The 21,588-nt window shown below is 61.1% G+C and carries 25 protein-coding genes; 13 read left to right on the top strand and 12 right to left on the bottom strand.

Features of this window, described 5'->3' with window-relative positions:
• Positions 1 to 15: 15 nt before the first annotated feature.
• Both AB4Z15_RS15705 and AB4Z15_RS15700 read right to left on the bottom strand, forming a co-directional pair.
• Entirely contained in the window at positions 16 to 528 is a 513-nt protein-coding gene (locus AB4Z15_RS15705; RefSeq protein WP_442018024.1) for a GNAT family N-acetyltransferase, read from the bottom strand.
• 160 nt (positions 529 to 688) lie between these two features.
• Positions 689 to 1,120, bottom strand: a complete 432-nt coding sequence (locus tag AB4Z15_RS15700; RefSeq protein ID WP_442018023.1) for a hypothetical protein — start codon at positions 1,118 to 1,120, stop codon at positions 689 to 691.
• 269 nt (positions 1,121 to 1,389) lie between these two features.
• Here AB4Z15_RS15700 and AB4Z15_RS15695 point away from each other — a divergent pair, with 269 nt between their 5' ends.
• The gene (locus tag AB4Z15_RS15695) at positions 1,390 to 2,127 is read left to right on the top strand and encodes an ANTAR domain-containing protein (RefSeq protein WP_431118834.1); all 738 of its coding nucleotides are present in this window, start codon (positions 1,390 to 1,392) and stop codon (positions 2,125 to 2,127) included.
• 24 nt (positions 2,128 to 2,151) lie between these two features.
• Here the strand turns inward: AB4Z15_RS15695 and AB4Z15_RS15690 are convergent, their stop codons facing one another.
• Positions 2,152 to 2,622 (bottom strand): hypothetical protein, encoded by a 471-nt coding sequence (locus tag AB4Z15_RS15690; protein WP_442018022.1) that lies wholly within the window; start codon positions 2,620 to 2,622, stop codon positions 2,152 to 2,154.
• A 293-nt stretch (positions 2,623 to 2,915) separates the two neighbouring features.
• Between AB4Z15_RS15690 and AB4Z15_RS15685 the strand changes: the two genes are divergently transcribed.
• The 6 genes from AB4Z15_RS15685 to AB4Z15_RS15660 all read left to right on the top strand — a co-directional run bounded on the left by AB4Z15_RS15685 (position 2,916) and on the right by AB4Z15_RS15660 (position 6,875).
• Entirely contained in the window at positions 2,916 to 4,289 is a 1,374-nt protein-coding gene (locus tag AB4Z15_RS15685; protein ID WP_442018021.1) for an MFS transporter, read from the top strand.
• Between the two features lie 98 nt (positions 4,290 to 4,387).
• On the top strand, positions 4,388 to 4,615 hold the full coding sequence (locus tag AB4Z15_RS15680) for a hypothetical protein (protein ID WP_442018020.1): 228 nt from the start codon (positions 4,388 to 4,390) through the stop codon (positions 4,613 to 4,615).
• Positions 4,616 to 4,639: 24 nt separating this feature from the next.
• Positions 4,640 to 4,996: an ArsR/SmtB family transcription factor gene (locus AB4Z15_RS15675; protein ID WP_442018019.1), complete on the top strand. Its 357-nt coding sequence runs from the start codon at positions 4,640 to 4,642 to the stop codon at positions 4,994 to 4,996.
• Between the two features lie 24 nt (positions 4,997 to 5,020).
• Positions 5,021 to 6,001: a TIGR03086 family metal-binding protein gene (locus AB4Z15_RS15670; RefSeq protein WP_442018018.1), complete on the top strand. Its 981-nt coding sequence runs from the start codon at positions 5,021 to 5,023 to the stop codon at positions 5,999 to 6,001.
• Between the two features lie 43 nt (positions 6,002 to 6,044).
• Positions 6,045 to 6,383 (top strand): YciI family protein, encoded by a 339-nt coding sequence (locus tag AB4Z15_RS15665; protein ID WP_431118846.1) that lies wholly within the window; start codon positions 6,045 to 6,047, stop codon positions 6,381 to 6,383.
• Between the two features lie 36 nt (positions 6,384 to 6,419).
• Positions 6,420 to 6,875: an SRPBCC family protein gene (locus AB4Z15_RS15660; RefSeq protein WP_442018017.1), complete on the top strand. Its 456-nt coding sequence runs from the start codon at positions 6,420 to 6,422 to the stop codon at positions 6,873 to 6,875.
• Here the strand turns inward: AB4Z15_RS15660 and helR are convergent.
• Positions 6,872 to 9,073 (bottom strand): RNA polymerase recycling motor ATPase HelR, encoded by a 2,202-nt coding sequence (gene helR, locus AB4Z15_RS15655; RefSeq protein WP_442018016.1) that lies wholly within the window; start codon positions 9,071 to 9,073, stop codon positions 6,872 to 6,874. The two genes, AB4Z15_RS15660 and helR, sit on opposite strands and share 4 nt — an antisense overlap.
• Before the next feature lie 269 nt (positions 9,074 to 9,342).
• Here helR and AB4Z15_RS15650 point away from each other — a divergent pair, with 269 nt between their 5' ends.
• From AB4Z15_RS15650 to AB4Z15_RS15640, 3 genes are read left to right on the top strand one after another with little or no spacing between them, the layout of a single operon-like run.
• Positions 9,343 to 10,335 (top strand): NADP-dependent oxidoreductase, encoded by a 993-nt coding sequence (locus AB4Z15_RS15650; RefSeq protein ID WP_442018015.1) that lies wholly within the window; start codon positions 9,343 to 9,345, stop codon positions 10,333 to 10,335.
• A 42-nt stretch (positions 10,336 to 10,377) separates the two neighbouring features.
• Positions 10,378 to 11,223, top strand: a complete 846-nt coding sequence (locus AB4Z15_RS15645; protein ID WP_442018014.1) for an alpha/beta fold hydrolase — start codon at positions 10,378 to 10,380, stop codon at positions 11,221 to 11,223.
• A 12-nt stretch (positions 11,224 to 11,235) separates the two neighbouring features.
• Positions 11,236 to 11,844, top strand: coding sequence for a TetR/AcrR family transcriptional regulator (locus tag AB4Z15_RS15640; RefSeq protein ID WP_442018013.1), 609 nt, complete (start codon positions 11,236 to 11,238; stop codon positions 11,842 to 11,844).
• Here the strand turns inward: AB4Z15_RS15640 and AB4Z15_RS15635 are convergent, their stop codons facing one another.
• From AB4Z15_RS15635 to AB4Z15_RS15625, 3 genes are all read right to left on the bottom strand, one after another.
• Positions 11,845 to 12,252, bottom strand: a complete 408-nt coding sequence (locus tag AB4Z15_RS15635; RefSeq protein ID WP_442018012.1) for an SRPBCC family protein — start codon at positions 12,250 to 12,252, stop codon at positions 11,845 to 11,847.
• Positions 12,249 to 12,563: an ArsR/SmtB family transcription factor gene (locus tag AB4Z15_RS15630; RefSeq protein WP_442018011.1), complete on the bottom strand. Its 315-nt coding sequence runs from the start codon at positions 12,561 to 12,563 to the stop codon at positions 12,249 to 12,251. The genes AB4Z15_RS15635 and AB4Z15_RS15630 overlap by 4 nt, the downstream gene beginning before the upstream one ends.
• 73 nt (positions 12,564 to 12,636) lie before the next feature.
• A complete protein-coding gene (locus AB4Z15_RS15625) occupies positions 12,637 to 13,356 on the bottom strand; it encodes a DUF2306 domain-containing protein (protein WP_442018010.1) in 720 nt (239 codons plus the stop codon).
• Between the two features lie 113 nt (positions 13,357 to 13,469).
• On the opposite strand from AB4Z15_RS15625, the gene AB4Z15_RS15620 reads away from it, so the two are divergent.
• A complete protein-coding gene (locus AB4Z15_RS15620; protein WP_442018009.1) occupies positions 13,470 to 14,171 on the top strand; it encodes a TetR/AcrR family transcriptional regulator C-terminal domain-containing protein in 702 nt (233 codons plus the stop codon).
• 36 nt (positions 14,172 to 14,207) lie between these two features.
• Here the strand turns inward: AB4Z15_RS15620 and AB4Z15_RS15615 are convergent, their stop codons facing one another.
• Positions 14,208 to 15,062: an FG-GAP repeat domain-containing protein gene (locus tag AB4Z15_RS15615; protein WP_442018008.1), complete on the bottom strand. Its 855-nt coding sequence runs from the start codon at positions 15,060 to 15,062 to the stop codon at positions 14,208 to 14,210.
• Positions 15,063 to 15,308: 246 nt separating this feature from the next.
• Between AB4Z15_RS15615 and AB4Z15_RS15610 the strand changes: the two genes are divergently transcribed.
• The gene (locus tag AB4Z15_RS15610) at positions 15,309 to 16,649 is read left to right on the top strand and encodes a hypothetical protein (protein WP_442018007.1); all 1,341 of its coding nucleotides are present in this window, start codon (positions 15,309 to 15,311) and stop codon (positions 16,647 to 16,649) included.
• Positions 16,650 to 16,665: 16 nt separating this feature from the next.
• On the opposite strand, the gene AB4Z15_RS15605 is transcribed toward AB4Z15_RS15610, so the two are convergent.
• Positions 16,666 to 17,169, bottom strand: a complete 504-nt coding sequence (locus AB4Z15_RS15605) for a MarR family winged helix-turn-helix transcriptional regulator (protein ID WP_442002526.1) — start codon at positions 17,167 to 17,169, stop codon at positions 16,666 to 16,668.
• A gap of 88 nt (positions 17,170 to 17,257) precedes the next feature.
• On the opposite strand from AB4Z15_RS15605, the gene AB4Z15_RS15600 reads away from it, so the two are divergent.
• Positions 17,258 to 18,205 (top strand): EamA family transporter, encoded by a 948-nt coding sequence (locus tag AB4Z15_RS15600; RefSeq protein ID WP_442018006.1) that lies wholly within the window; start codon positions 17,258 to 17,260, stop codon positions 18,203 to 18,205.
• Positions 18,206 to 18,284: 79 nt separating this feature from the next.
• On the opposite strand, the gene AB4Z15_RS15595 is transcribed toward AB4Z15_RS15600, so the two are convergent.
• The 3 genes from AB4Z15_RS15595 to AB4Z15_RS15585 form a co-directional block, all read right to left on the bottom strand.
• Positions 18,285 to 18,974 (bottom strand): DUF6308 family protein, encoded by a 690-nt coding sequence (locus tag AB4Z15_RS15595; protein WP_442018005.1) that lies wholly within the window; start codon positions 18,972 to 18,974, stop codon positions 18,285 to 18,287.
• A 73-nt stretch (positions 18,975 to 19,047) separates the two neighbouring features.
• Positions 19,048 to 19,938: an LEM-3-like GIY-YIG domain-containing protein gene (locus AB4Z15_RS15590; protein ID WP_442018004.1), complete on the bottom strand. Its 891-nt coding sequence runs from the start codon at positions 19,936 to 19,938 to the stop codon at positions 19,048 to 19,050.
• Positions 19,928 to 21,556 (bottom strand): SIR2 family protein, encoded by a 1,629-nt coding sequence (locus AB4Z15_RS15585; protein ID WP_442018003.1) that lies wholly within the window; start codon positions 21,554 to 21,556, stop codon positions 19,928 to 19,930. Before AB4Z15_RS15585 ends, AB4Z15_RS15590 begins: the two co-directional genes overlap by 11 nt.
• Between the last annotated feature and the right edge of the window lie 32 nt (positions 21,557 to 21,588).

Genomic DNA, 21,588 nt, shown 5'->3' with positions numbered 1-21,588 from the left:
TCGGCCTAAACAAGGTCAGGACCCCACGGCGTGCAGCTCAATCCCCATGACTGTCCGAACGATCGAGCCCCCGAGGTCGTCTTCCAAGTGGGTCATGCCGATGTGCTCGGCCACTCGGCGGGAGGCGATGTTGTCGGGATGGATGATGGCCACGAGACGGTCGACACGAGCCTCGTCCCGGGCAAGATCAACGCAAGCTTGAGCAGCTTCCTTTGCGTAGCCTCGCCCCTGAACGTCCGATCGCACGTGGTAGCCGACTTCCAGCTCGGAGCGTCCGTTCACCATTTGCCAGGTCAGCCCGCAGTCGCCCACAAAACCGCCGTCGTGCGTTTCCAGGATCCACAACCCGTACCCGTCACGGGCGTAATTGGCCTCGTTCCAGGCGATCCAAGCCGCAGCTTCTTCCCGTGACTTCGGAGCGGGGTAGTACGTCATGACCTGAGGATCGCCGAGCATGTCGGCCATAACCTCGAGGTCGGCCGGCGTCATCTCGCGGAAGCGTAGCCTGGCGGTGGGATGGGGGAGCATCCCCACAGCCTACAGACCGCAATCAGGCGAGACTGTGGCTTCCGGACCTTCTTTGAATCCAACTGGGCCGCAGTGCAACCCAGCAGGGTGCAGAAGGGCTGAATTCGGCCCAAACAGCGTCAGGAAGCCACCAGGCTAGGCCAATGAGCGCACCCCGAAGTTAGCCCCGACCCATGCTCGTCGATGGGTCCGCGTCACCTTCCGAGGGATCCGCCCGGAGTTCGTCCGGCGTTCCATTCGGCAGACCTGCGGGGCCGGGGACGTCGCCCGATGCGGCGGGCACGTCGCGGTCCCCTTCCCGGTCCTGGTTCATGTCGCTATCGGTTACCCCTGCACTGCGGGCTGCGGACTCCTCGTGGGCCTCGCCGTCGCCAGCCACGGCGAACGAGCGTCCCGAGGTTGCCTGCGCCTGTTCTTCAGGCGTGTCCGAGTCCATCGCGTTTGAACCTTCGCTGATGGAGGAGTGGACCTGGATGTCGTCGTCCATCGCGCCGGGCTCGGGCACGTGCTGGTCGCCCACGGGATCGGAGGTGCCAGCCAGGTCTTCCATCGCGTTTTCGGCGGCTTTACGGATGCTGTCTTCAACGCCCATCAGATGTTCTCCTTTGCACGAATCGTCCGGTGGCCGGACTCGGATAATAAAGTAAGCCTACTTACTTTCTCTCCGATGTGACAGCCTGCCCGGATTGACAAAGTGGGTCGGAGGGGTTCATGGATCTGCTGCTAAATGCATGTCGTGCCGCACTTTGTACCGTTGATCGTTGGACGATATGGTGTCTTCAGACCGTTTTGCAGAGGGCGGCGATATTCGCTCCTTTGCTGTCTGCTGGGGACGCTTTTCAGTCAGTAGGAACGTGCCACATGGTAAACCCCCGCCCCGAGCAGGAAGCTCTCCAGAATGGATATTTTCTGGATCTTGTCCTGGGTAGCGAAGATGTCGAGGCTTTTCTCGGCGATCTCGCTTCTTTCTCGGCAGAGAGCCTCTCACACCGCAAGTCTCCCGTGTATTGCGGCATCACAGTCCTTCGGCGCAAGAAGTCCGCGACTGCCGCCAGCAGTGACGACCGTGCCCGCGTCATGGACGAACTCCAAAACACCTTTGAAGGCCCTTGCCTTACGGCCATGGACAAGCTGACCTCGGTGTTGGTCCCGGACCTTCTTCGCGAACATCGTTGGCCGGAATATGTCCAGGCCGCATCCCATCAAGGGCTTCGGTCCATCCTGAGCGTGCCGCTGCTGGTCGAGGGAGATACGCGCGCTGCCCTGAACCTTTACTCCGAGCGGACCCATGCATTCAGTGACGATGACGTGGAACGCGCCGAGGTGTTCGCATCGCACGCCTCCAAGTCGCTACGCCTCGCGCTGAAGATCGCACAGCTAAGCGATGCGCGGAACGATCTTGCGGCGGCGATGCAGTCGCGCACGGTGATCGACCTAGCCGTGGGCGCGATCATGGCGCAGAATCACTGCAGCCAAGAGGAAGCGTTCACCATCCTGCGAACGGCTTCGAGCAATCGAAACATCAAGCTGCGGCATTTGGCCCGGTCGATCATCGCCGCCGTGTCCTCGGGGAAGGTGACAACGCACTTCGAGGAGTAGCGGCGCACCCTCCCATGGTTTCTTTCAGCCCACCCGTGTCCATGGATGGGCTGTACTGGTCGCCTTGCATGGCTCGCAGTCGCCGGACACGTGTTTCAAAACAAGCGACTTCTCTTTGACGGTCCACTCATAGACCTCCTGAGCAGGCTTATCTTTCGCAATTGTCATTCGGTTCCCATCATTGGACCACGTGTCTTCAACATGCGGCTGCACGGGTGCCGGGCACTCTGGCAGAGCTTTCTGATCAATGGTGAACTTGCCATCTTCCTTGAATTCCCAGCTGAACGTACCCGTGTTTTCACAGAGGAAATCCTGCCTAAAACCGGGCACAATCCGCAGGACATCTTCCTTGGTGACCGTGGAAGTCCATGTCCCGACCAATGCTTGTTTTGGATCGGGCGCCGTTGCTGGTGCACACGATGCAAGCAGGATGGTGGGCAGAATCGCGAGCGGAGTCAACAATTTCAAAAGACGACGTGCATACATGGGCTTCATGATTCCTCCTTGATGGGTGGCTCGCAGCAGCGAGACAGGCAGGCGCATAGGACAGCGAGTGAATGTAAGGTGCCTCTGCTAGCCACAATTCGCTCCTCCGCGCCACCGATTTGTCTGGAGCCCAGTCAGACGCAGATTTTCTTGGAACGAACGCTACTCCCGAGGATTCCCTGGCACCAGAGCTCGCGTTGACGTAACTGTAACCACCACGGTGGTTGGCCTGAGACGGGCTTTCCGTCCGCCCCGCGAACGCGTTTCGTAACCCGAAGCAACTATGGAGCAGACTTGGGTGGGTGACGACGAATAGACCCCGGCCCGGCCTCGCGATTGCTGCGCTGAGCCTCGGGACGGCGCTGAACCCGCTGAACTCGTCCATGATCGCGGTTGCGTTGGTAGTCCTGCGGGAGGATTTCGCGCTCGACGTCGCGACCGTCACCTGGGTGATCACGTCGTTCTACCTCGCGTCCGCTGCCGGCCAGCCGCTCATGGGCAGGCTCGCGGACCGCTTCGGCCCCCGCCGCTTGTTCACTTTCGGCATGGCCTTGGTGGCAGTCACCTGTGCCATCGCACCGTTCCTTCCGAGCTTCGCATTGGTGTGTGTGGCCCGCGCGCTGATGGCTGTAGGTACCGCGACCGCATATCCCTCGGCCGTCGTGATGGTCACCGAACTGAGCAAGCTCGCTAACTTGCCGTCGACCCGGCCGCTGGGCAGGATCCAGATGGCAAACACGTCGGCAGCTGCAGTGGGTCCGGTGGTCGGCGGATTGCTGGTGAGCCTGGTTGGTTGGCAGGCGCTGTTCGCTATCAACGTGCCGATCGCGCTTCTTGCGCTGATTGTGGTGCACAAGGCAGCGCCAGCTGATTCCGGCCGCGAAACGGGCAAGCTGTCGACGCTGATCCGCGACTCCGACATCCCCGGCATCCTCGCTTTCGTCACGTCACTCATGCTCGCGATGATGGCACTGCTCAACGTGATGCCGGCCTACCGCTGGTGGCTCCTGGGTGCCGCGACAGTGATCGGCGCGTTTTTCGCCTGGCGCGAGCTGCGCTTCCGGCCGCCGTTCCTGGACCTCCGCCTGCTGGGCAGGAACCGGCCGCTGCTGCTGGTGTATTTGCTGTTCATCGTTTTCAGCGGCGTCTACTACTTTGCCTTTTTCGGACTGCCGCAGTTGCTGCAGGAAGCAGGCCATTACGACGCCGGTGTGGTGGGCCTGCTCATGCTGCCCCTTGCGGCGTTGTCGGTTGTGGTGACGCCACTGACGGTGCGGCTGATGGAGCGGTTCGGCGTCCGTTCCGTCCTGATCGCCGGTGTGCTGATTCTGACTGTTGCGGCAGCGGGTCTGGGCGCGCTCACCTTGTCTCTGTGGGCGCCGTTGGTGTTCGTGCTGACCGCAATGATGGGCATTCCCTATGGGCTGGTGAGCACGGCCTCCAACCAGGGGCTCTACGTTTCTGCACGCCCGGAGGAACGAGGTGTAGCGGCAGGAATTTTCCAGACCTGCCGGTACCTTGGCGCGATCACGGCGACGGTGCTGATTGGCGTTCTGTATGGCTCGGGCGTGAACCAAGCCAACTGGGGACTCATGGTGCTGGTGATGCTGGGCCTGAACGTGCTGGTGTTGGTGCTCGCGGTGATGTGGCGGAAGCCCACCGCGGATGCGCGATAAAGCAACCGGCTCAAAGAATCCGGCCTTCCGCGACATGTTCCGGCATTAACTCGTACTCACCACTGCAATAGTTACGTCCCGGATTGCAGGAGAAGTAGATGCTTGGACTCGAAAATACCCCGGAAATTCTTAGTGGTTCGCCCGCACCCGAATTGTGGTTGGTGCTGGTTACCATTGCCATTCTTGTGACTCTGGTGGTGCTCGCCGCCGTGGTGGCTTCCCGCTTGGTGTTGCCACTCTCTGCCTTGTTGCAGCGACGGCGGCGTGGGAGGGGGCCGCGGCATCGCAGTTCCCGCAAGCCGGAGCTCTCCCGGGGGAGGCACTAGCCACCGCTCTTGCTTAATGCGTTAGTGATCACTAACGTATTATTTGTGTTGGATGCCCTGGAGATAGCCGCTGAGCCTAATCGGCGTCGGCTGCTTCACCTCCTGGCCGGCAGCGAACAGGCGGTCAGTGATTTGGCTGCTCATTTCGAGGTCAGCCGATCCGCGGTTTCACAGCACCTGTTGTTGTTGGAGAAAGCGGGCCTGGTGACGGCCCGCAAGGAAGGGAGAAACAGGTACTACAGGCTCGATCCCCAAGGGATGGGCCGACTCCGTGATCTTGTTTCCCAGTTCTGGACCAACGAACTGGACCTCCTGGCTTCAGACGCCGCCGCTCTTGCGCAACGGCGGGGCGACCAGCAGCAACAACACACAGACCACTAATAACTTCCAAAGGCGAGGACGCACATGAGTTTCGACAAAACCATCCACCTGCCGGTCACAGCCGACGAGGCCTTCGCCCTCATCACCCAGCCCGAGCGACTACGGCGCTGGCAAACGGTCGCAGCCCGGGTGGACCTCCGGATCGGTGGGGATTTCCGCTGGACCGTCACTCCCGGCCATAACGCGGCAGGAACCTTCCAGGAAATCGAACCGGGCAAGCGTGTCGTCTTCACCTGGGGTTGGGAGGGCCAGGATGATCTGCCGCCTGGTGCCTCGACCGTCAGCATCACTTTGGAGCCCGACGCCGACGGTACTTCCCTCCGTTTCCTGCACGAGGGGCTCACCGAGGAGCAGGAAACATCCCACGCGATGGGCTGGAACCACTACCTGGATCGCCTGCTGGCCGAGTCTTCATCGAAGGACGGCGCTGGTCGCGACGACTGGGCATGGGCGCCCGATCCCATCAACCAGCTGAGCTCGGCTGACGCATCCTTGGCGATCCTTCTGGGAGTGCTGCGCAATGTCACTCCCGCGGACACGGCGAAAGCCACGCCGTGCGAGGAGTTCAACGTCAGCGAGTTGCTGGACCACTTGGCCGGATCACTGAAGGGCATCGGCCGTGCGCTCGGTGCAGCATCCGTGGACCAAACGAACGCTTCGCCAGAGGTGCGGATCGCTGAGCTGGCCCAGCCTGTGCTGGAAGCCTTCAGCAACCACGGTCTTGAAGGCAGCGTCGACATGGGCTTCGCCGAATTGCCGGCAACCATGGTCGCCGGGATCCTCAACCTCGAACTGCTCGTGCATGCCTGGGACTTCGCAAAGGCGACGGGACAGCAAGTGGAGGTGTCCGACGTCGTCAGCGATTACGTGACGGAACTTGCCCGGCAGACCATCTCCGAGCAGGTCCGCTCCGGCGGCAGCTTTGCGCCCGAGCAGCCGACGGCGGAGACAGCCAGCAGCCTGGAACGGCTCGTAGCCTTCACCGGCCGCACTGTCACCCTCTAAACCTCCTCAACCCAAAAACAAACAGCAGGAAAGAAGGACCATCATGTCCAAGTATGTTTTCATCTATCACGCACCCATGACCCCCGCAGAGGCCGCCCCGCCGTCGCCGGATGACATGGCAGCCGTCATGGGGGAGTGGAACGCGTGGGGTGCCAAGGTGGGAGATCGCCTGGTGGATTTCGGAACGCCGCTCGCCAACGGAGTCCGCGTGACCTCCGATGGCAGCACGGCGCCCAGCCAGCGTGAAGTGGCCGGCTACAGCATCCTCGAAGCCGACAACCTCGACGCCGCTGTTGAACTCGCCAAAGTCCACCCGCACCTGAACATGCCCGGTGGCTGCGAAATCGAGGTACACGAGGCGCAGGAGATCCCTGGAATGTAGCATTCGAGGTACCTGACTCTTAGAAAGCGGAATGCGATGACTACCAGTCCAGATGGAACCGCCACCACCGTCAGCAAGACGTTCAGCCGCACCACCAAGGTGGCTACGACCATCGACGCCGCCCCCGCCACAGTCTGGCGCGTCTTGACCACCGCGGCCGACTACCCCCGATGGAACTCGACCATTGTGTCCTTGAAGGGCGAGATCAAACCAGGATCAAGCCTCCAGCTGGTGTCCAAGCTGGATCCAAGCCGCACATTTAAGCTCAAGGTCAAGGAGTTCGAACCCACCAGCCGCCTCGTATGGGGCGACGCACTGGGCAGCCGCGTCTACACCCTCACGGAAACCAACGGCGGGCAGACTCTCTTCGAGATGAATGAACGCATCGGCGGGCCGATCTTTCCCCTGTTTGCGAGCAAGATCCCGTCCTTCGACGCGAGCTTCGAACAGTTCGCGGCCGACCTGAAGGCGGCTGCCGAAGCATCCATTTAGAAACTCTCGACGGCGGCACTCGTGAGGATGACCAGCTGCTGGGTGGCCCTGGTCATCGCGACATAGCGGTCCACGGCTCCTTCGATGCCCGTCCCGAAATCCTCCGGATCAATCAGGACCACGAGGTCGAACTCCAGCCCCTTGGCCAGCTCCGGCGCCGGCCAACGCAGGCGCGGCGACGCTGGGAGCGAGCCGCATCCGGCGTCGTTCTTGCTGATGACGCAAGCGATTCCTTCGGCGTGCGCATCAAGCCACGTGGTGAGGATCGAGTCCAGGTCTGAAGCGGATCCGTGGACGACAGGGAGGTTGCTGCTCCGGATGGACGTGGGCACGTTTGCATCGGGGAGGGCGGCCTTGATGACGGGTTCGGCCTCGACCATGACTTCCTCGGGCGTGCGGTAGTTGATGCTGAGATGCCTCAGGTTCACGTTGCCCAGGCCTATGCGCTCCAGGCGTTCCTGCCAGGACTCAGTGAATCCATGCCTGGCTTGCGCGCGGTCGCCGACGATGGTGAAGCTCCGGGATGGGCAGCGTTGCAGGAGCATCTGCCACTGGGCGTCGGTCAGTTCCTGCGCCTCGTCCACCACCACATGAGCGAAGGGGCCGGCGAGCTGGTCCGGGTCGGCGATCAACACTGACTCGTCCATGAGCTTCTCCTGCATGTCCTCGCCGCGCAGCATGGACATGACCAGCATTTCCGAATCGTCCGCAGCCACGAGGTCTTCCACCACACGGTCCATGAGCTCACGCTCGGCAGCGGCTTCGGCCTTCTGGCGACGCCTTCGCTTGGACGCTTCAGGATCGCCCAGCCGTTGGCGGGCTGCGTCCAGGAGTGGCAAATCCGACACAGTCCAGGCGTTGGGATCGGCCCGCTGAAGCTTCCCCACCTCATCAGCACTGAGCCAAGGGGCGCACAGACGCAGGTACGCTGGCACCCGCCAAAGGTCGGCCACGAGATCCGTGTAACGAAGCAGCGGCCACGCCCGACTAAAGGCTTCCACCAAGTCCGGATTCTGCGCGAAAGAGCGGCGAAGCAAGTCCTCCGGAATCTCGTCCGTATCGAACTTGTCCACCAGGATGGTGAGCAGTTCCTCCCAGACCTCCTCGCGCGCCTCATTGTGGGGAGTGCCTGGTGTCGGTACGTCGAAGGCCTCGGCCCAGTCGTCTGCGCTGAGCCAGACGTCGGCCCATGGCGTCTCGACTTCCAGACCCTCCTTCGGCGGTGACTCGTAGAACCTGACGGCGGGCTCGATCGCCTTCACCAGGTCCGCAGAAGATTTCAGATGGGCAACCTCGTCATCCTCGACGGCGGCGTCGGCTCCCTCAGGCACGAGATCCCGCAGAGTGCAGGTCTGCACACCTTCCTCGCCGAGGCTGGGAAGGACATCTGCAACGTACGCCAGGAACGGCCGGTGCGGGCCGACGAACAGCACGCCGCCCCTGCGATGACCGAGCCGGGGGTCTGAGTAGAGCAGATACGCGGCGCGGTGCAGGGCGACCACAGTCTTACCGGTACCGGGACCGCCGTCGACCACTAACGCACCCCGGGAAGATGCGCGGATGATGGCGTCCTGGTCCGCCTGGATAGTGCCCAGCACGTCCCGCATCCGGGCCGAACGGCTGCTGCCCAGGCTGGCGATGAAGGCTGAAAGGTCCTCAAGGGCAGCCGTGCCGCCGGACGGATTTGTGGAGGCCGCGTCGGCGGTGGCCGGGTCCGTGGTGAAGGCTTCGTCCCAGTAGTCGGTGATCCGGCCCCGGGTCCAGCGATAACGACGGCGGGCTGCCAGGCCCATGGGGTTGGCGTGGGTGGCTCCGAAGAACGGCTCGGCGGCGGGGGAGCGCCAGTCGATCAGGAGCCTGCGGCCGTCACTGTCAGTGAGGCCGAGTCGCCCAATGTAGAGCGGTTCCGTGTCGCCGGCGGGGACAACACGACCCAGGCAGAGGTCGAGTCCGAAGCGACGCAGTGCACGCAGCCGAGCGGTGAGCCGGCGGGTTTCAACGTCCTTCTCCACGGCCTCCTGGCCGAAGCGGCTTGGGGCTTTGCGTATTGCATCGAGCTGGTCGGACAGCTCGGAGATGGTCTGTTCAAGGCTCTCGGCGATGGCTGCGAAGTGCTGTTCATCGGCAGCGATCAGGGCTGGATCTGCTTTGGGTGCGAGGTGCTCGGGAAGGTTGAACGCGCTGGTTGTGAGAGGCACGCTGTCAGCTCCTTTCTGGGCTGATGGCGCCGGAACCGCGCGTTGAAACAGCGCGTACTCCCGGCGTCGGCTCTCAATTTTGCAGCAACCCCTGGGCCTTGCGGCAAGCCCCCCAGTGCCGTATAGATTGAAAGTGAGGAGGCACAACGTGTCTCCTTTTTCGTGCCCTTTTGCTCGGGACTGTGTTAGCCATGGGCCTCCCCTTGACTTAAGAACTGAGTGGCCTCAGAATTGAGCTTACTCAGTTATTTCGACAAGGAGAAACCCCAATGAGAGCCTTCGTCCTCAAAAAGTACAAAGAACCCCTGCAAGAGGTTGACGTTCCCGAGCCAGTGGTCGGCGAGCATGACGTGCTGGTGCAAGTGAAGGCGTCCAGCATGAACCAGCTGGACGAGAAGATCCGCCAGGGGCAGTTCAAGCAGGTCCTCCCGTACAGGCTGCCGCTGATCCTAGGCAATGACCTCGCCGGAGTCGTGGTGAGCGTTGGCGCGAAAGTACGGTCCTTCAAGCCAGGGGATGAGGTGTTCGCCCGCCCGCATCAGGATCGCATCGGCACGTTTGCCGATCGGATCGCTGTGGCCGAGGCAGACCTTGCCATCAAGCCGGCGTCGATCAGTATGGAGGAAGCGGGGTCCCTGCCATTGGTGGCCTTGACCGCCTGGCAAGCACTCGTTGAACGCGGCAAGGTTGGCCCGGGTCAGAAGGTCCTGATTCATGCGGGTGCCGGGGGAGTGGGCTCCATCGCGATCCAGCTTGCCAAGTATCTTGGGGCCACCGTTGCCACGACCGTCAGCGCCGGGAATGCGGACTTTGTTCGCGAGCTCGGGGCGGACGTGGTCATCGATTACCGAACAGAGGACTTCGCGGAGATTCTCCACGGCTACGATCTTGTTTTGGACAGCCTCGGCGGCGAGAATCTGGAGCGGTCGCTGAAGGTCCTTAAGGCGGGCGGCAAGGCCATCGGTATTTCAGGCCCGCCGGATCCGGGATTCGCCCAAGAGCTCGGAGCGAACGTCGTGATGAAGGGCGCTGTCGCGCTCATCAGTGCAGGCATCCGGCGTAAAGCCCGTCGCCTTGGCGTCACCTACGAGTTCCTCTTCATGCGCGCCAACGGCAGCCAGCTCCGCGAGATTGCCGCGCTCATCGACGCCGGGGAAATCCGCCCCGTCGTCGGCCGGGTAGTCCCGTTCGAGCAGACGCCGGACGTCCTTGCCGGGCTGGAAAAGGGCGGCGTCCGCGGCAAAACAGTCGTCAGCCACTAAGTCAATCCAATACTGCCAATCACACCGTCAGGAACAAACATCATGAGCAATGTCATCACCGCCTACAAGGACGCACCAGTCAGCACAGTTACCGCTGGCGGCGTCACCTACAGTTACCGCGAGCTGGGCCAGAAGGGTGGAATCCCCGTCGTCTTCCTGGTCCACCTCGCCGCCACAATGGACAACTGGGACCCGCGCATCATCGACCCCATCGCCGAGAAGCACCACGTGATCACCTTCAGCAATCGTGGTGTCGGTGCCACGACCGGCGACGTTCCGGGCACGATCGAGGAGATGGCTGAGGACGCCGCGACCTTCATCAAGGCGCTCGGATACGGGAAAGTAGACCTCTTTGGGTTCTCGCTTGGAGGCATGATTGCCCAGGCTTTGGTGGTCAAATACCCGGAGCTGGTGCGGAAGCTCGTCCTTGCCGGCACCGGTCCTGCAGGTGGAAAGGACATCGACAAGGTGGCTCGCGTCACCTACTACGACGTCCTGCGAGCCACACTGACCCGCCAGGACCCCAAGGAATTCCTGTTCTTCAACCGCAATGCCGCCGGCAAGCCTGCCGCGAGGGCATTTATCCAGCGGCTCAACGAACGCACCGCCAACCGGGACGCACCCATCAACACCAAGGCCTTCCAGACGCAGCTGAAGGCCATCAAGAAGTGGGGCCGCACGGAACCGGCCAACCTGGGCGCGATCACCCAGCCGACACTCATCGCCAACGGCGACAACGACCGCATGGTTCCGTCCCGGCTCTCGGACGATATGCACCTCCGGATTCCGGGCAGTGAACTGGTCATCTACCCTGATTCGGGGCACGGCGGCATCTTCCAGTACCACCAGGAGTTCGTCCCCGTCGCCCTCGAATTCCTGGGCCGCTGATACGGTATTTGAATGCAGGCTGTGCCCCAGACCCTTGGCCGACGTGAGCGGAATAAGCAGGAGAAGCTTGACCGCATCACCGCTGCGGCCCGCGAGCTATTCACCCAGTACGGCGTAGATGAGGTCACCACCCAGCAGGTGGCTGACAAGGCCGACGTCGGATCGGGAACCTTGTTCTTGTACGCCAAGACGAAGGCGGAGCTGCTTCTCCTGGTCCACAACGTCAAATACGCCGAAGCGCTCAACTCGGGCGTCGCCGACGCGGAACAGGAAGAAGCTGTCCTGGACGGGATCATGGCGATCATCCGACCCATCATCAAATGCAACCGGGTCCAGATCGAGAACGGCCGGACCTACCTGAAAGAGATCGTTTTCGGTGATCCGACCGAACCCCACCATGCGGAGGCACTTGCGCTGACCATCCGCACGGAGGCCGTCATCGCAGAGGTGTTGGGCCGGGATGAGCAATTGACGGCTCGGGACCCCGGGAAAATTGCCCGCGTCATCTCGGCGATCATGTTCGTCAGCATGAGCTCCTCGGCCAATAGCGGTCTCACCGACGAGCAGGTCGGAGATGAGATCCGCGATCAGATCAACGTGGTTTTGGCCGCCGGGAGCTAGCTAGGCGACGCTGACCAGGACCTGTTCGATCCGCGCCAGAAGGCCAGGCCATCCGTTGCCCATCCCCTCGATGGCCTGCTGTCCCATGGGGGTGTCGAGGCGGAAGCCGGCGTGCTTGAAATGAAGGACGGTGCCGGTTTCGGTGGACTCCAAAGCCCACGTGATGGTGGTGTCCAGAACTCCCTCGGCGAACGTGAAAGTGATGGCTGAGCCGGGCTCGACCGTGAGGACTTCGCATTGCTGCTGACCCCAACCACCCATGTCCATGGTGAAGCGGTGCCCCACCACGGGTGCGATGTCGCCGGCAGCCCACCAGCGCGCGAGCAGTTCGGGGGTGGTCAGCGCAGCCCACACTGCCTTTTTGGGGTGCGGGAAAGTGCGCTCGAGCCTGATGGCGTTTTCGGTCATGGAGTATTTTCCTCATCCAATAGTTCGGCCAGGGCGTCGAGCCGCTGGTTCCAATATTGCTCGTAGTGCTTCAGCCAGTTGCTGGCATCCCGCAGGCCCTCGGCCTCAAGGTGATAGATCCTGTTTCGGCCTTGCCGTTCCTCCCGGATCAAGCCGGCTTCGCGCAGCACCGCCAAATGCTCGGACGCTGTAGAACGGCTGAGGTCCAGGCGGCCCGTGAGATCGCCCGCCGTCAATGGACCCTCACGGAGGCTATCGAGGATGGTGCGCCGCGAAGGGTTCGCAAGGGCGCCGAAGACGTCGGGAAGCACTCGATGATGATATGTCGGAAATTTCCGAAATGACAAACTGAGCACTCCCAAAGCCCGCGACGGGCGCGGCAGATTATCGTGACGATTTCACTGAGGTCTGAACGGATCGCCCCGCAGGATGGGACGCTGATGCCGATTTGCTTGCCCGCCGGCGAATGACCAACTCGGCTACGGCGAGGTTGATAACCCAAGAGGCCCCCATGAGCGCCGCCCGGGTCGACTCGTCCGTAGGGCCGAAAGCAAGAATCCAAGGTAGAAACACAAGGGCTTGTGTTCCTGCGCCGAGACCGATTGCGTAAGCCCGGGTCATCCACGCACTGTGCACAAGGAAGTCCCGGCGCCGAACAGCCATGAATCCGAGGACGATGCTTACCGCCATGGCCGATCCGAAGATGAGCCGAAGTATCAGGAGTGCCTCGCCGTCGCCGTCGGGTAGCGCGTAGAACATGGACATCCACAAGCCGGAGAGTGCGGCAAGCAGGCCGGCAGGAACGAGAATGCGCCCCGTCATCCTGTGCCACTTGCGCCTGCTGCTGCGAAGCGACGGGACGAACTGGAAGGCCCCGAGCAGGCAGTAGACGGTGACGCAGACAATGTGGGTGACCACCGGTATGGGTGAGTCGAAGAACCGCTCGTTCTGTGGCGTCACGGCCCCGCGGCCCGTCAGTTCGGAGAGGCGGGCTGCCCCGGCGATTACCGGGATGAGGCTGAGGAAGATCAATGCAGCGGGGACGGGCCATTGCGCCCGGCGGAAACGGCTTCGGAACACTGCGATGGAGCTTTCTGGTCTCATGGTCTGGCCCTTTTGATTCGTAGGTGTACGGCGTACACCTTTATGAGGGAAAGCGTAGGTGTACGCTGTACACACTGTCAATGGTTGGCGTAAGCGTTCAGGCTGGAGGTCCCATGAGCCAACAAATGGAGACGCGCAGGATTCCCCTGAACCGGGAGCGTGTGCTGCGCGCCGCCGTCGAACTTGCAGACGAGGTTGGCATGGACGCGCTCAGCATGCGACGCCTCGCGCAGGACCTCGGCGTCGTACCGATGGCGCTTTACAAACACGTGGCCAACAAGGAGGAACTCCTCGACGGCATGGTGGACACCATTGTGGGCGAGATCGATCCTCCAATCCGCGATGCAGATTGGAAGAGTGCTGTCCGGCTGAGAGTGCTCTCGGCACGACGGGCCCTCATGGTGCACCCGTGGGCTCGTTCCGTGATCGAGACCAGGACAAACACAACACCGGCCGTGCTGGAGTACATGGACACCCTCGCCGGGCTGTTTCTGGCTGGCGGGCTGACCCCCGACCTCACCCATCACGTCATGCACGCTTTGGGCAGCCGCATCTGGGGATTCACCCAGGAAGTGTTTGACGACTCAGAAGGACGGGAGCCAACCGAAATCACGCCTGACGCGCAGACGGCGATGATTCAGCACATGGCCGAGAGCCATCCCCACCTCCTGAAGATCGCCCTGGCCGCCGCCCACGACGACGCGTCAGTTGTGGGCCACGGTTGCGATGACCAGTTTGAGTTTGAGTTCGCTCTCGATCTGCTGCTCGACGGCGTTGAGCGACTTCACGAGCGCGGCTGGAAGTCTGGCGGATAAACAGTCGTCTACACCAGATTCAGCAAGGTGGAAAGATCAGACCAGCGCCGTCATGACATTCCAGCCCTCGCCAATCTGTTTCCGCGGCTCCAAATGCCGGCTCCCAATGCCGGGATAGAGCCAAAGGATGCCATTGGTATCCCGCGCGATGATCTGCGAGTACCCCACGTAGTTGTTATCGAAGTTGCCGGTGGCAATGATCGCCGTCATGGTGTTCCAGCCTTCGCCGACTTGCATCCGTGGCAGCCACCCGCCAGTTCCATTTCCTGGGTAGAGCCAAAGGCGGCCGCTGGTGTCCCGGGCAAGGAGGTCCATTTTCCGGTCCTCGTTGAAATCGCCGCGACCGATCAGAGCAGTCATCACGTTCCAGCCCTCGCCGATTTGGAACCGGGGGAGCCAGCCGCCGAGGTGATCTCCCGGATACAACCAGAGACGCCCTTCCCCATCACGGGCCATGAGATCTGGCAGGTAGTCGCCATTGAAGTCCCCAGGTCCCACCAGAGCCGTCATGACGTTCCAGCCGACACCCACGTGCATCCGGGGCTTGAGAATTCCGCCGCCCGTGCCGGGGTAGAGCCACAAGTCGCCATTCGCGTCCCTGGCCAGGAGGTCGTCGGTGAACTCGCTTTGGAACTTGCCCGGACCGACTATTGCGGTCATGACGTTCCAGCCCTGGCCCATCTTGAAACGGGGCTTCTTCCAGCCGCCAAGGCCATCACCCGGGTACACCCAGAGGTCGCCTGCTGTGTCGCGGGCAAGAACGTCGTGAAAGTAGCTGGTATTGATGGTGACGTAGTCCCAGTTGTTGTTGGGGACGCTCAAAGCCCGGGTGTTCACACGGTCTGCTTGGGCAGGAACCACCATGAGGCCTAAGAAAAAGACCGCAACCATGGCCACAGCTGCACCAAGGAAAAGTGGGCGCCTCCCGCTTCGAACCCTTCGCAATGCATGTGTAGCGCGCCGTGCAGTAGTAGTCGACCTTGATCGGAACATCACTGTTACCCCCATTAGCAACATAGCCATCACGCGATGGACCGGAGCTTATCCGGATCGCCGAAGTTTTGTTAGGGGCTGACGGAAAGCCCTGTCATCCTATAGACATTCAGGTTTCACCGGTCGGGACGGAATCGAGGAGCAATGAGGCGGGTTCGCTACTTCACAGCGGCAGCATCGGTTGCCGTCCTGTTACTCACCGGCTGCACCGGAACAGCGGACCCCGGCGCATCGCCGTCGAGCCCGTCAGCAGTCCCCACAGGCACGGCGTCCGCCTCATCGACTGGCTCGCCATCGGCAACGCCTCCGGCGGTGTTGGCCAAACTCCCCAGGATTCCCTGGGACGGAGGTCCCGATTTCTACAAGAAGTTCAGCAAGGCCGACGCCGCAGGGTGGGATGACCCGGGCTTCTTCCCCATCGGAGTTTGGTACGCATCGGGTAACGGCGAGCAGATGCAGTTCGACAAAGCACACGGCATCAACTTCTACGTCCAACTGAACCCGGACATCGACTATGCGCTCTTCGATCAGCACGGCATGTTCTCCCTCATGAAAGTGAAGAACGCACCGGATAATTGGGCTCAGCTCCCGGGCAACTACGTCGACGACGAAGTAGATGGCCGGTTCGGTTGGGACGAGGGCGTAGCCCACATGAACCAGACCATCGCCGAGTTGAAGGCCAAGGAGCAGGGCCGGTTTACCTACGCCAACTGGACTCCATCCCTCATCAGCTACGACGCGCCGATGGACATCACCAAGCGCTATTGGGAGACCGTGGACGTGTCCTCGACGTCCAACTATTACTACGCGGGTGCCTGCCGCGACTGGCGGCTGCGCACGCCGCAGGGATACAACCCGACGACGACGGCCACCTGCCAGACGTCGTCGGCGTACGCGAAAGCCATGCAGGTGATGCAGGAGGTCAACGCCGCAAGGGGTGTGTACTCGCCCATCTGGATGGTGCCGACCGTGCTCAGTCCGGAAGGTGAGCATGACCTATCCGACCAGATGACACCGGACCGGGTGAAAGCCCAGGTGTGGGCGATGCTCATCCACGAGTCGCGCGGGATCGTCTGGTTCACCCAGTCACCTGGCGGCGGCGACGATAATCCGTGCATGTCCGGAGATGCGCTCGCCGATGTCCGCATCCACAACACCGCATGCTCCCGGGATCAGGTGCAGGCCATGGGTGAAATCAACGCGGAAGTGAAGGCCCTGGCGCCCGTTCTGAACACGCAGAGTTATGTGTGGAACTTCGGTGATGGGCTGGACACGATGCTGAAAAGCTACAACGGGGACGCCTACATTTTCGCGATGACGCAGGACGCGCAGACCGGGCAGCGGACCTTCACCCTGCCAACGGGTGTCACTCCCAAGACGGTTGAAGTGGTGAACGAGAACCGCGCCATTGCCGTGAAGGACGGGAAGTTCACGGATGACTTCCCCGTTGAATCCACCCACCACGTCTACAAGCTGAGGCTGTAAGGACGCTGCTTTGTTCTTAGCCCGGCTCGCCGTCGTTGTTCGTCAGTAAAAACTTCCGCAGGAGGTTCGCCAGCTGTGTCCGCTCGGATTTCGTGAGGCCCTCCAGCATCTTCTGCTGATTCTCCACGTGGTGCTCAACAACTTCATCTACCAAGGCGAGCCCCTCGGGTGTGAGGCTGATCAGCAGTTGCCTGCGGTTCTCAGGGTTGGTCTCCCGATGAACCAACCCGCGGGACACAAGCCGATCCACGCGGTTGGTCATGGCCGCAGAACCGATCATTGTCAGGCTGGCCAGTCGCCCAGGTGTCAGCGGAGCTTCGGCCGCTGAACGACGCAGCGTAGCCAGGACATCGAACTCCCACGGCTCGAGCCCGAACTGGTTCATGAACTTCTGAACGTCGAGAGCAGCCAAACGACTGGCCCTGTTGAGCCGACCGAGGACACCCATGGAGCCGACGTCGAGGTCGGGGCGCTCCTTGTTCCACTGCTCAAGAATCATGTCTACTGCGTCGCGGTCCATCGTCCCTCCAAGGCTTGACCTCAAACAGTACAACACCTACATTGTCTTACATCAAATAGTTTGACATCGAAATGTGCGGAAGTGAACAATGCCAGCGAGTATAGAAACTGTCAGCATCAAACCGGGAGGTTCGACCCTGACCAAGGCGTCACCCCGCGACCTCTTCATCACCGCACTGGCGCCGATGGTCTGGGGCTCCACGTACCTGGTGACCACCGAGTTCCTCCCCGCTGATCGACCCCTTCTGGCAGCAACGGTCCGGGCTCTACCGGCGGGCATCGTTTTGATGCTCGTTACCCGAACCTGGCCGCGGGGGAGTTGGTGGTTCAAGGCCGCGGCATTGGGTGCACTCAACATTGGGCTGTTCTTCTTCCTGCTGTTCTTCACCGCGTACCAACTGCCCGGAGGCGTCGCAGCGCTGGTCGGGTCTGTCCAGCCACTGTTCGTGCTCTTCCTTGGCGTGCTGCTGCTGGGGGAGAGGATCCGCATGGCGCACATCGTGGCCTGTGCAGTGGGAGCGGCAGGTGTCGGCTTGCTCGTTCTGCGGTCCGACGCAACGTTGACGTTCATTGGTGTCATAGCTGGGATGGCTGGGGCACTGAGCATGGCGGCCGGCATCGTCCTCACCAAACGCTGGGGGAGGCCCGACGGTGTAGGGCTGCTCGGCTTCACAGGGATGCAGCTGGCCATGGGCGGAGTCATGCTTCTACCAGCGACGTTGGTTGTCGAAGGACTGCCAAGCCAAGTGACAGCCCCGAACGTTGCGGGCTTTGCTTACCTCAGCGTCATCGGTGCCTTGGCCGCTTACGCGGTGTGGTTCCGAGGTATCCAACGCCTGCCCACGATGGTGGTTTCGTTCCTGGGATTCCTGAGCCCGCTTGTAGCTACGGTGCTGGGGTTCGTGTTCCTGGGGGAGTCGTTGTCGGCGTGGCAGGTGGTGGGTGCGGTGCTGGTGTTGGCGTCGGTGTTCTTGGTGCAGCGGCCAGGGGCTGTTGCGGGCCCAAACCCTCTACGTAGGGCAGAAGTGCTCAGGTAACGGCGGGGACCAACGGTCGACGACGGCAAAATGGGCCGGCGGGATGCTCGGCTAGGTAAAATATAACTTGCGCGCTCTCCTATGAACTTGCTTCCGGATCCTCCTGAACAGTCAGGCCAAGCTTCTTGCCATGCATCCAGAGGACAACGTCCATGGTGCGGAGGTCTGAGATTTGGGCGTCGATTCCGGATGTCTCCCGGATTGCCCTAAGCCGTTCAGGAAGCCCGCTTCCGTCGGTCAAAGCAGTGTGCCAAGTCCTCCATTGAGTGCCGTGGTCATTCAGGTTCATGAGGGGACCGACTACGGAATCATAGATGGGGATCAGGCGAGGGCGCTTGCGGGCCATTATCTTGCTTGCGGTCGTAGGCCCGATTCCCCAGCGGTACGTGTCTGTGCCGCGGAGCAAGTGCCAGAGTTTGGTGGCCGGACTTTGAGCACCAAGAAGGTCTTCGTAGTCGTCTGCTGCAACAACTGCCAGATCCAAGTCGGTTGGGATCTCTTCGAGCAGGCTCGTCACCTTGGCGCTATACGTTTCAAGAAGTCCGATCGCCGCTGCGGCTGGTACTTGTACTGATAGGAAGGAAACGGCTAGGACATCGTCTGCGGTGACGATATCTGCGGCTTCCCCACAGTCGCCACCACCGGCCCAGTTGTCGAAACGACTCCCGGTCTGAGGGGCGTCGTTGCGGTAGAGCTTTGTGTAGTACTCGGTGACGAGTGCGGCAGCTTCGTCCACGTGCTCCGACGAGAGAATATATGGCAGAGCCATGTTCGAGTCCCTAACTTGTGTTGGTATCGAGGGCGTAATCGGAAGCCTGAAGGAATTGGTCAGGTCTCGCGGTTCAATCTTCCTGCTGCTTTGGCCAATATGTGAAGGCACTGATGTCGCCACGCTTTTTTAGAGGCGCCCGATAGCCGTACCTTCCCACAATCATGTCGTGCAAAGGTCCGCTCAAGACGGGATCGACGCCGAACCCGCGTCGTCCGGTTTCTGCGTCCAACTCCCAGCTACCAGTGCGTATTAGGAAGAGCCCGCGGGTGACGCCGCGATGGACGGCCACAACGTGGCCAACCCCAAGCCTGTCCACAGCTTTGGGATCGATACGCCACCAAGCCCTTACCGAATCGCCGAGCTCAGGTGCTATGAGCGCCCTATCATTCGCGCTCAGCCATTTAGACCGGAAGCCATAGCCAGCCCGCGTTCCACCACCAGGTAACGGTTCCTGTAGGTCTACCCATGGCTTCAACGTAATGAGAAGAAGGGGAGGAGTTTGAGAACCGAGCTGAGGCGCTCCGAATTCGGCCACAATGTTCGCCAGCGTTTCTATTCCGTGCCCCTTGGACGATTCGCGCCGGACGTTGGTCAACTGGTCGAGGTTGGCCAGTGGGTGCAAGCCGTGTGCTGGCTGAACTAAGAATGTCGACAAAAGGTCAATTGCCGCGGCCTCGACGTGCGTGTAATCCGAGCCCATGCCATGTCGCAGGATCCAGATGTCTGGCTCGAATCCTGCCAACCGAATATCGTGAATGGCTTTGATCTTGCGAGAATGCTCCGCCGCGGATTCGTCCTCGACCGCGGATAGTGCTTCGGCTTCCAGTCCGTGGCTGGCCACACGAGTCCGCGAACCTTTGCCCACGTAGAATGGAACTGACGTTCTCGGGTCCAAAAGCATGTAGACGTAGTTACCAAGGTGCTCAGCAACCTGCTCCAAGACGTTCCGGTCAATTCGCATGGCTATTCCTGTCTGTGTAGGTCGCATCGGGGTCGAAACCCAAATTGGTCAGCGTCGTACTGATGACACCCCATACCTCGGCGGTGGCCGGCGTCTGTTGGTGCTTGGCCAGTGCCAACAACTGCCGACGCAGTACGACCTCGTCCTCGCTCAAGCCCTGAGTGTAGGCCGGAGCAAGCAGATACGAGTGATCGTCAGCGGCGTAGGCAGCCGTCATATCGAGGAAGATCTCCATGTCACGACCGGCCCCTTGCCTGGCTGCGTTCCGTTCTTCTTCGCTTTGTTTGTCATCGGGGAACCGTCCAGCCATGGGAAGGATATCGAGCTTGCCGGACCACACCAGACGCTGATGCGGCTCGTTGAATAATGAAAGGACGGTTCCCATCTGCTGCCTTGCTGGATCGTTGCTCGGCAACGCTCGTCGGACGTCGTGGACGATCTCATGAAAGTGATCATCAGCCAGACCAAATCCGACGAACAGTAAGTGATGCGTCAGCAAGTGTGCTTTCACCAGAGCGGACAAAGCCGCGCGACTGCTGTTGAAGCCGAGATAGTCGTCTCGCGTCAGTACAATTGTCTCCGGCTTGCTAACAGAACCATGAAGCTTCAGCAGCCACTCACCGCCGACAGTTGGTACATTCTCCGGCAGTACAGTTCGTGGCTTTTGGGCATCCGCGCAAGCCATTTCGAAGAGACGATCGTAATTGAGTGTGATGGCACCAGCCGAAGGCAAAGTTGCCAAAAGTGCCGGCGCCAATCCATAGCGCGGAAGATCGACGAGGTCGGCCACCGCGTTTTCGAATTTGGCGCGTGAACCGTTTTGGTCCACGTACATCTGCTCGAGGACGCTGGCATGATCTAAGGGACCTAGCCTGCTGAAGTCAACGTCTGCGGCATCGCTTAGATCGATACCATCGCGGAGGCGATCCAAGAGTTGCCCCCACGTTGGAGCGCCTGCACTAACGCTGACGCCTGCTCCCAGAAAAGGCACTAGATGGCCCGCCTTCGCTTTCTCACCGAGCTCAACGGCCTTGTCCCGCAGTCGAGGACTTAATGAGGCCCAGCCGGTGCTATGAATACGGGCTTCACGTCGTAGCTTCTGAGCCAAAGAGAACGCCGAGCGGTCACGGAGAACCAGGACAATATCCACAGAGTAGCGAGTGCTAAGGTCGGACGCTGAAGCGAGGATATCCCTCAGCGCTGCCCCAAGGTGTTGTCCCGCACCTCCACCCGCGGTGCCGAAAAAAGGCATAGCCAGCAGAGGATAGGGTCTACGCAAATCTGGTGCAGGAAGGACCTCTTTAGCGGCCTGCACAAACGCTTCCAGCCGCTGCCCCACCACGGAAGGACCCCATGCGTTGTCGTCCGGGACTGCTGTCAGAATCGGCAGTGGCGACTGATGATCCCATTTTTCGACCGCTTGAGCGAAGCGGCGGCCAGTCCGAAAGTCACGACCACAAGACTCCTTAGCAAGTTGTTGAAGGTCTATGCCTCTCTCATCATGAGCGCTAAGCCAATATGACCGGATGCTTACGTAGGAGTCCGTTGGGAGGAGCCAAGCATCACATTCCAAGTTCAGAATGTCCGCCATCGTGACAAAAACATGGGGAGTCGTCATGGGCGCGAATCATCCAAAGTGTCGGGAGTTAA

It is taken from the genome of Paenarthrobacter sp. 2TAF44 (genome assembly GCF_052114885.1).
In the GTDB taxonomy this organism is placed as follows: Bacteria; Actinomycetota; Actinomycetes; order Actinomycetales; family Micrococcaceae; genus Arthrobacter.
The sequence above is the reverse complement of the archived record's forward strand: the minus strand, read 5'-3'. Positions and strand labels throughout refer to the sequence as shown.

Excerpts from the sequence above, each read along its gene's own strand:
- AB4Z15_RS15705 (WP_442018024.1), bottom strand. The coding sequence starts at position 528 with ATGCTCCCCCATCCCACCGCCAGGCTACGCTTCCGCGAGATGACGCCG.
- AB4Z15_RS15700 (WP_442018023.1), bottom strand. The coding sequence starts at position 1,120 with ATGGGCGTTGAAGACAGCATCCGTAAAGCCGCCGAAAACGCGATGGAA.
- AB4Z15_RS15695 (WP_431118834.1), top strand. The coding sequence starts at position 1,390 with ATGGTAAACCCCCGCCCCGAGCAGGAAGCTCTCCAGAATGGATATTTT.
- AB4Z15_RS15690 (WP_442018022.1), bottom strand. The coding sequence starts at position 2,622 with ATGAAGCCCATGTATGCACGTCGTCTTTTGAAATTGTTGACTCCGCTC.
- AB4Z15_RS15680 (WP_442018020.1), top strand. The coding sequence starts at position 4,388 with ATGCTTGGACTCGAAAATACCCCGGAAATTCTTAGTGGTTCGCCCGCA.
- AB4Z15_RS15670 (WP_442018018.1), top strand. The coding sequence starts at position 5,021 with ATGAGTTTCGACAAAACCATCCACCTGCCGGTCACAGCCGACGAGGCC.
- AB4Z15_RS15665 (WP_431118846.1), top strand. The coding sequence starts at position 6,045 with ATGTCCAAGTATGTTTTCATCTATCACGCACCCATGACCCCCGCAGAG.
- AB4Z15_RS15660 (WP_442018017.1), top strand. The coding sequence starts at position 6,420 with ATGACTACCAGTCCAGATGGAACCGCCACCACCGTCAGCAAGACGTTC.
- AB4Z15_RS15650 (WP_442018015.1), top strand. The coding sequence starts at position 9,343 with ATGAGAGCCTTCGTCCTCAAAAAGTACAAAGAACCCCTGCAAGAGGTT.
- AB4Z15_RS15645 (WP_442018014.1), top strand. The coding sequence starts at position 10,378 with ATGAGCAATGTCATCACCGCCTACAAGGACGCACCAGTCAGCACAGTT.
- AB4Z15_RS15640 (WP_442018013.1), top strand. The coding sequence starts at position 11,236 with ATGCAGGCTGTGCCCCAGACCCTTGGCCGACGTGAGCGGAATAAGCAG.
- AB4Z15_RS15635 (WP_442018012.1), bottom strand. The coding sequence starts at position 12,252 with ATGACCGAAAACGCCATCAGGCTCGAGCGCACTTTCCCGCACCCCAAA.
- AB4Z15_RS15625 (WP_442018010.1), bottom strand. The coding sequence starts at position 13,356 with ATGAGACCAGAAAGCTCCATCGCAGTGTTCCGAAGCCGTTTCCGCCGG.
- AB4Z15_RS15620 (WP_442018009.1), top strand. The coding sequence starts at position 13,470 with ATGAGCCAACAAATGGAGACGCGCAGGATTCCCCTGAACCGGGAGCGT.
- AB4Z15_RS15615 (WP_442018008.1), bottom strand. The coding sequence starts at position 15,062 with ATGGTTGCGGTCTTTTTCTTAGGCCTCATGGTGGTTCCTGCCCAAGCA.
- AB4Z15_RS15610 (WP_442018007.1), top strand. The coding sequence starts at position 15,309 with ATGAGGCGGGTTCGCTACTTCACAGCGGCAGCATCGGTTGCCGTCCTG.
- AB4Z15_RS15605 (WP_442002526.1), bottom strand. The coding sequence starts at position 17,169 with ATGGACCGCGACGCAGTAGACATGATTCTTGAGCAGTGGAACAAGGAG.
- AB4Z15_RS15600 (WP_442018006.1), top strand. The coding sequence starts at position 17,258 with ATGCCAGCGAGTATAGAAACTGTCAGCATCAAACCGGGAGGTTCGACC.
- AB4Z15_RS15595 (WP_442018005.1), bottom strand. The coding sequence starts at position 18,974 with ATGGCTCTGCCATATATTCTCTCGTCGGAGCACGTGGACGAAGCTGCC.
- AB4Z15_RS15590 (WP_442018004.1), bottom strand. The coding sequence starts at position 19,938 with ATGCGAATTGACCGGAACGTCTTGGAGCAGGTTGCTGAGCACCTTGGT.
- AB4Z15_RS15585 (WP_442018003.1), bottom strand. The coding sequence starts at position 21,556 with ATGACGACTCCCCATGTTTTTGTCACGATGGCGGACATTCTGAACTTG.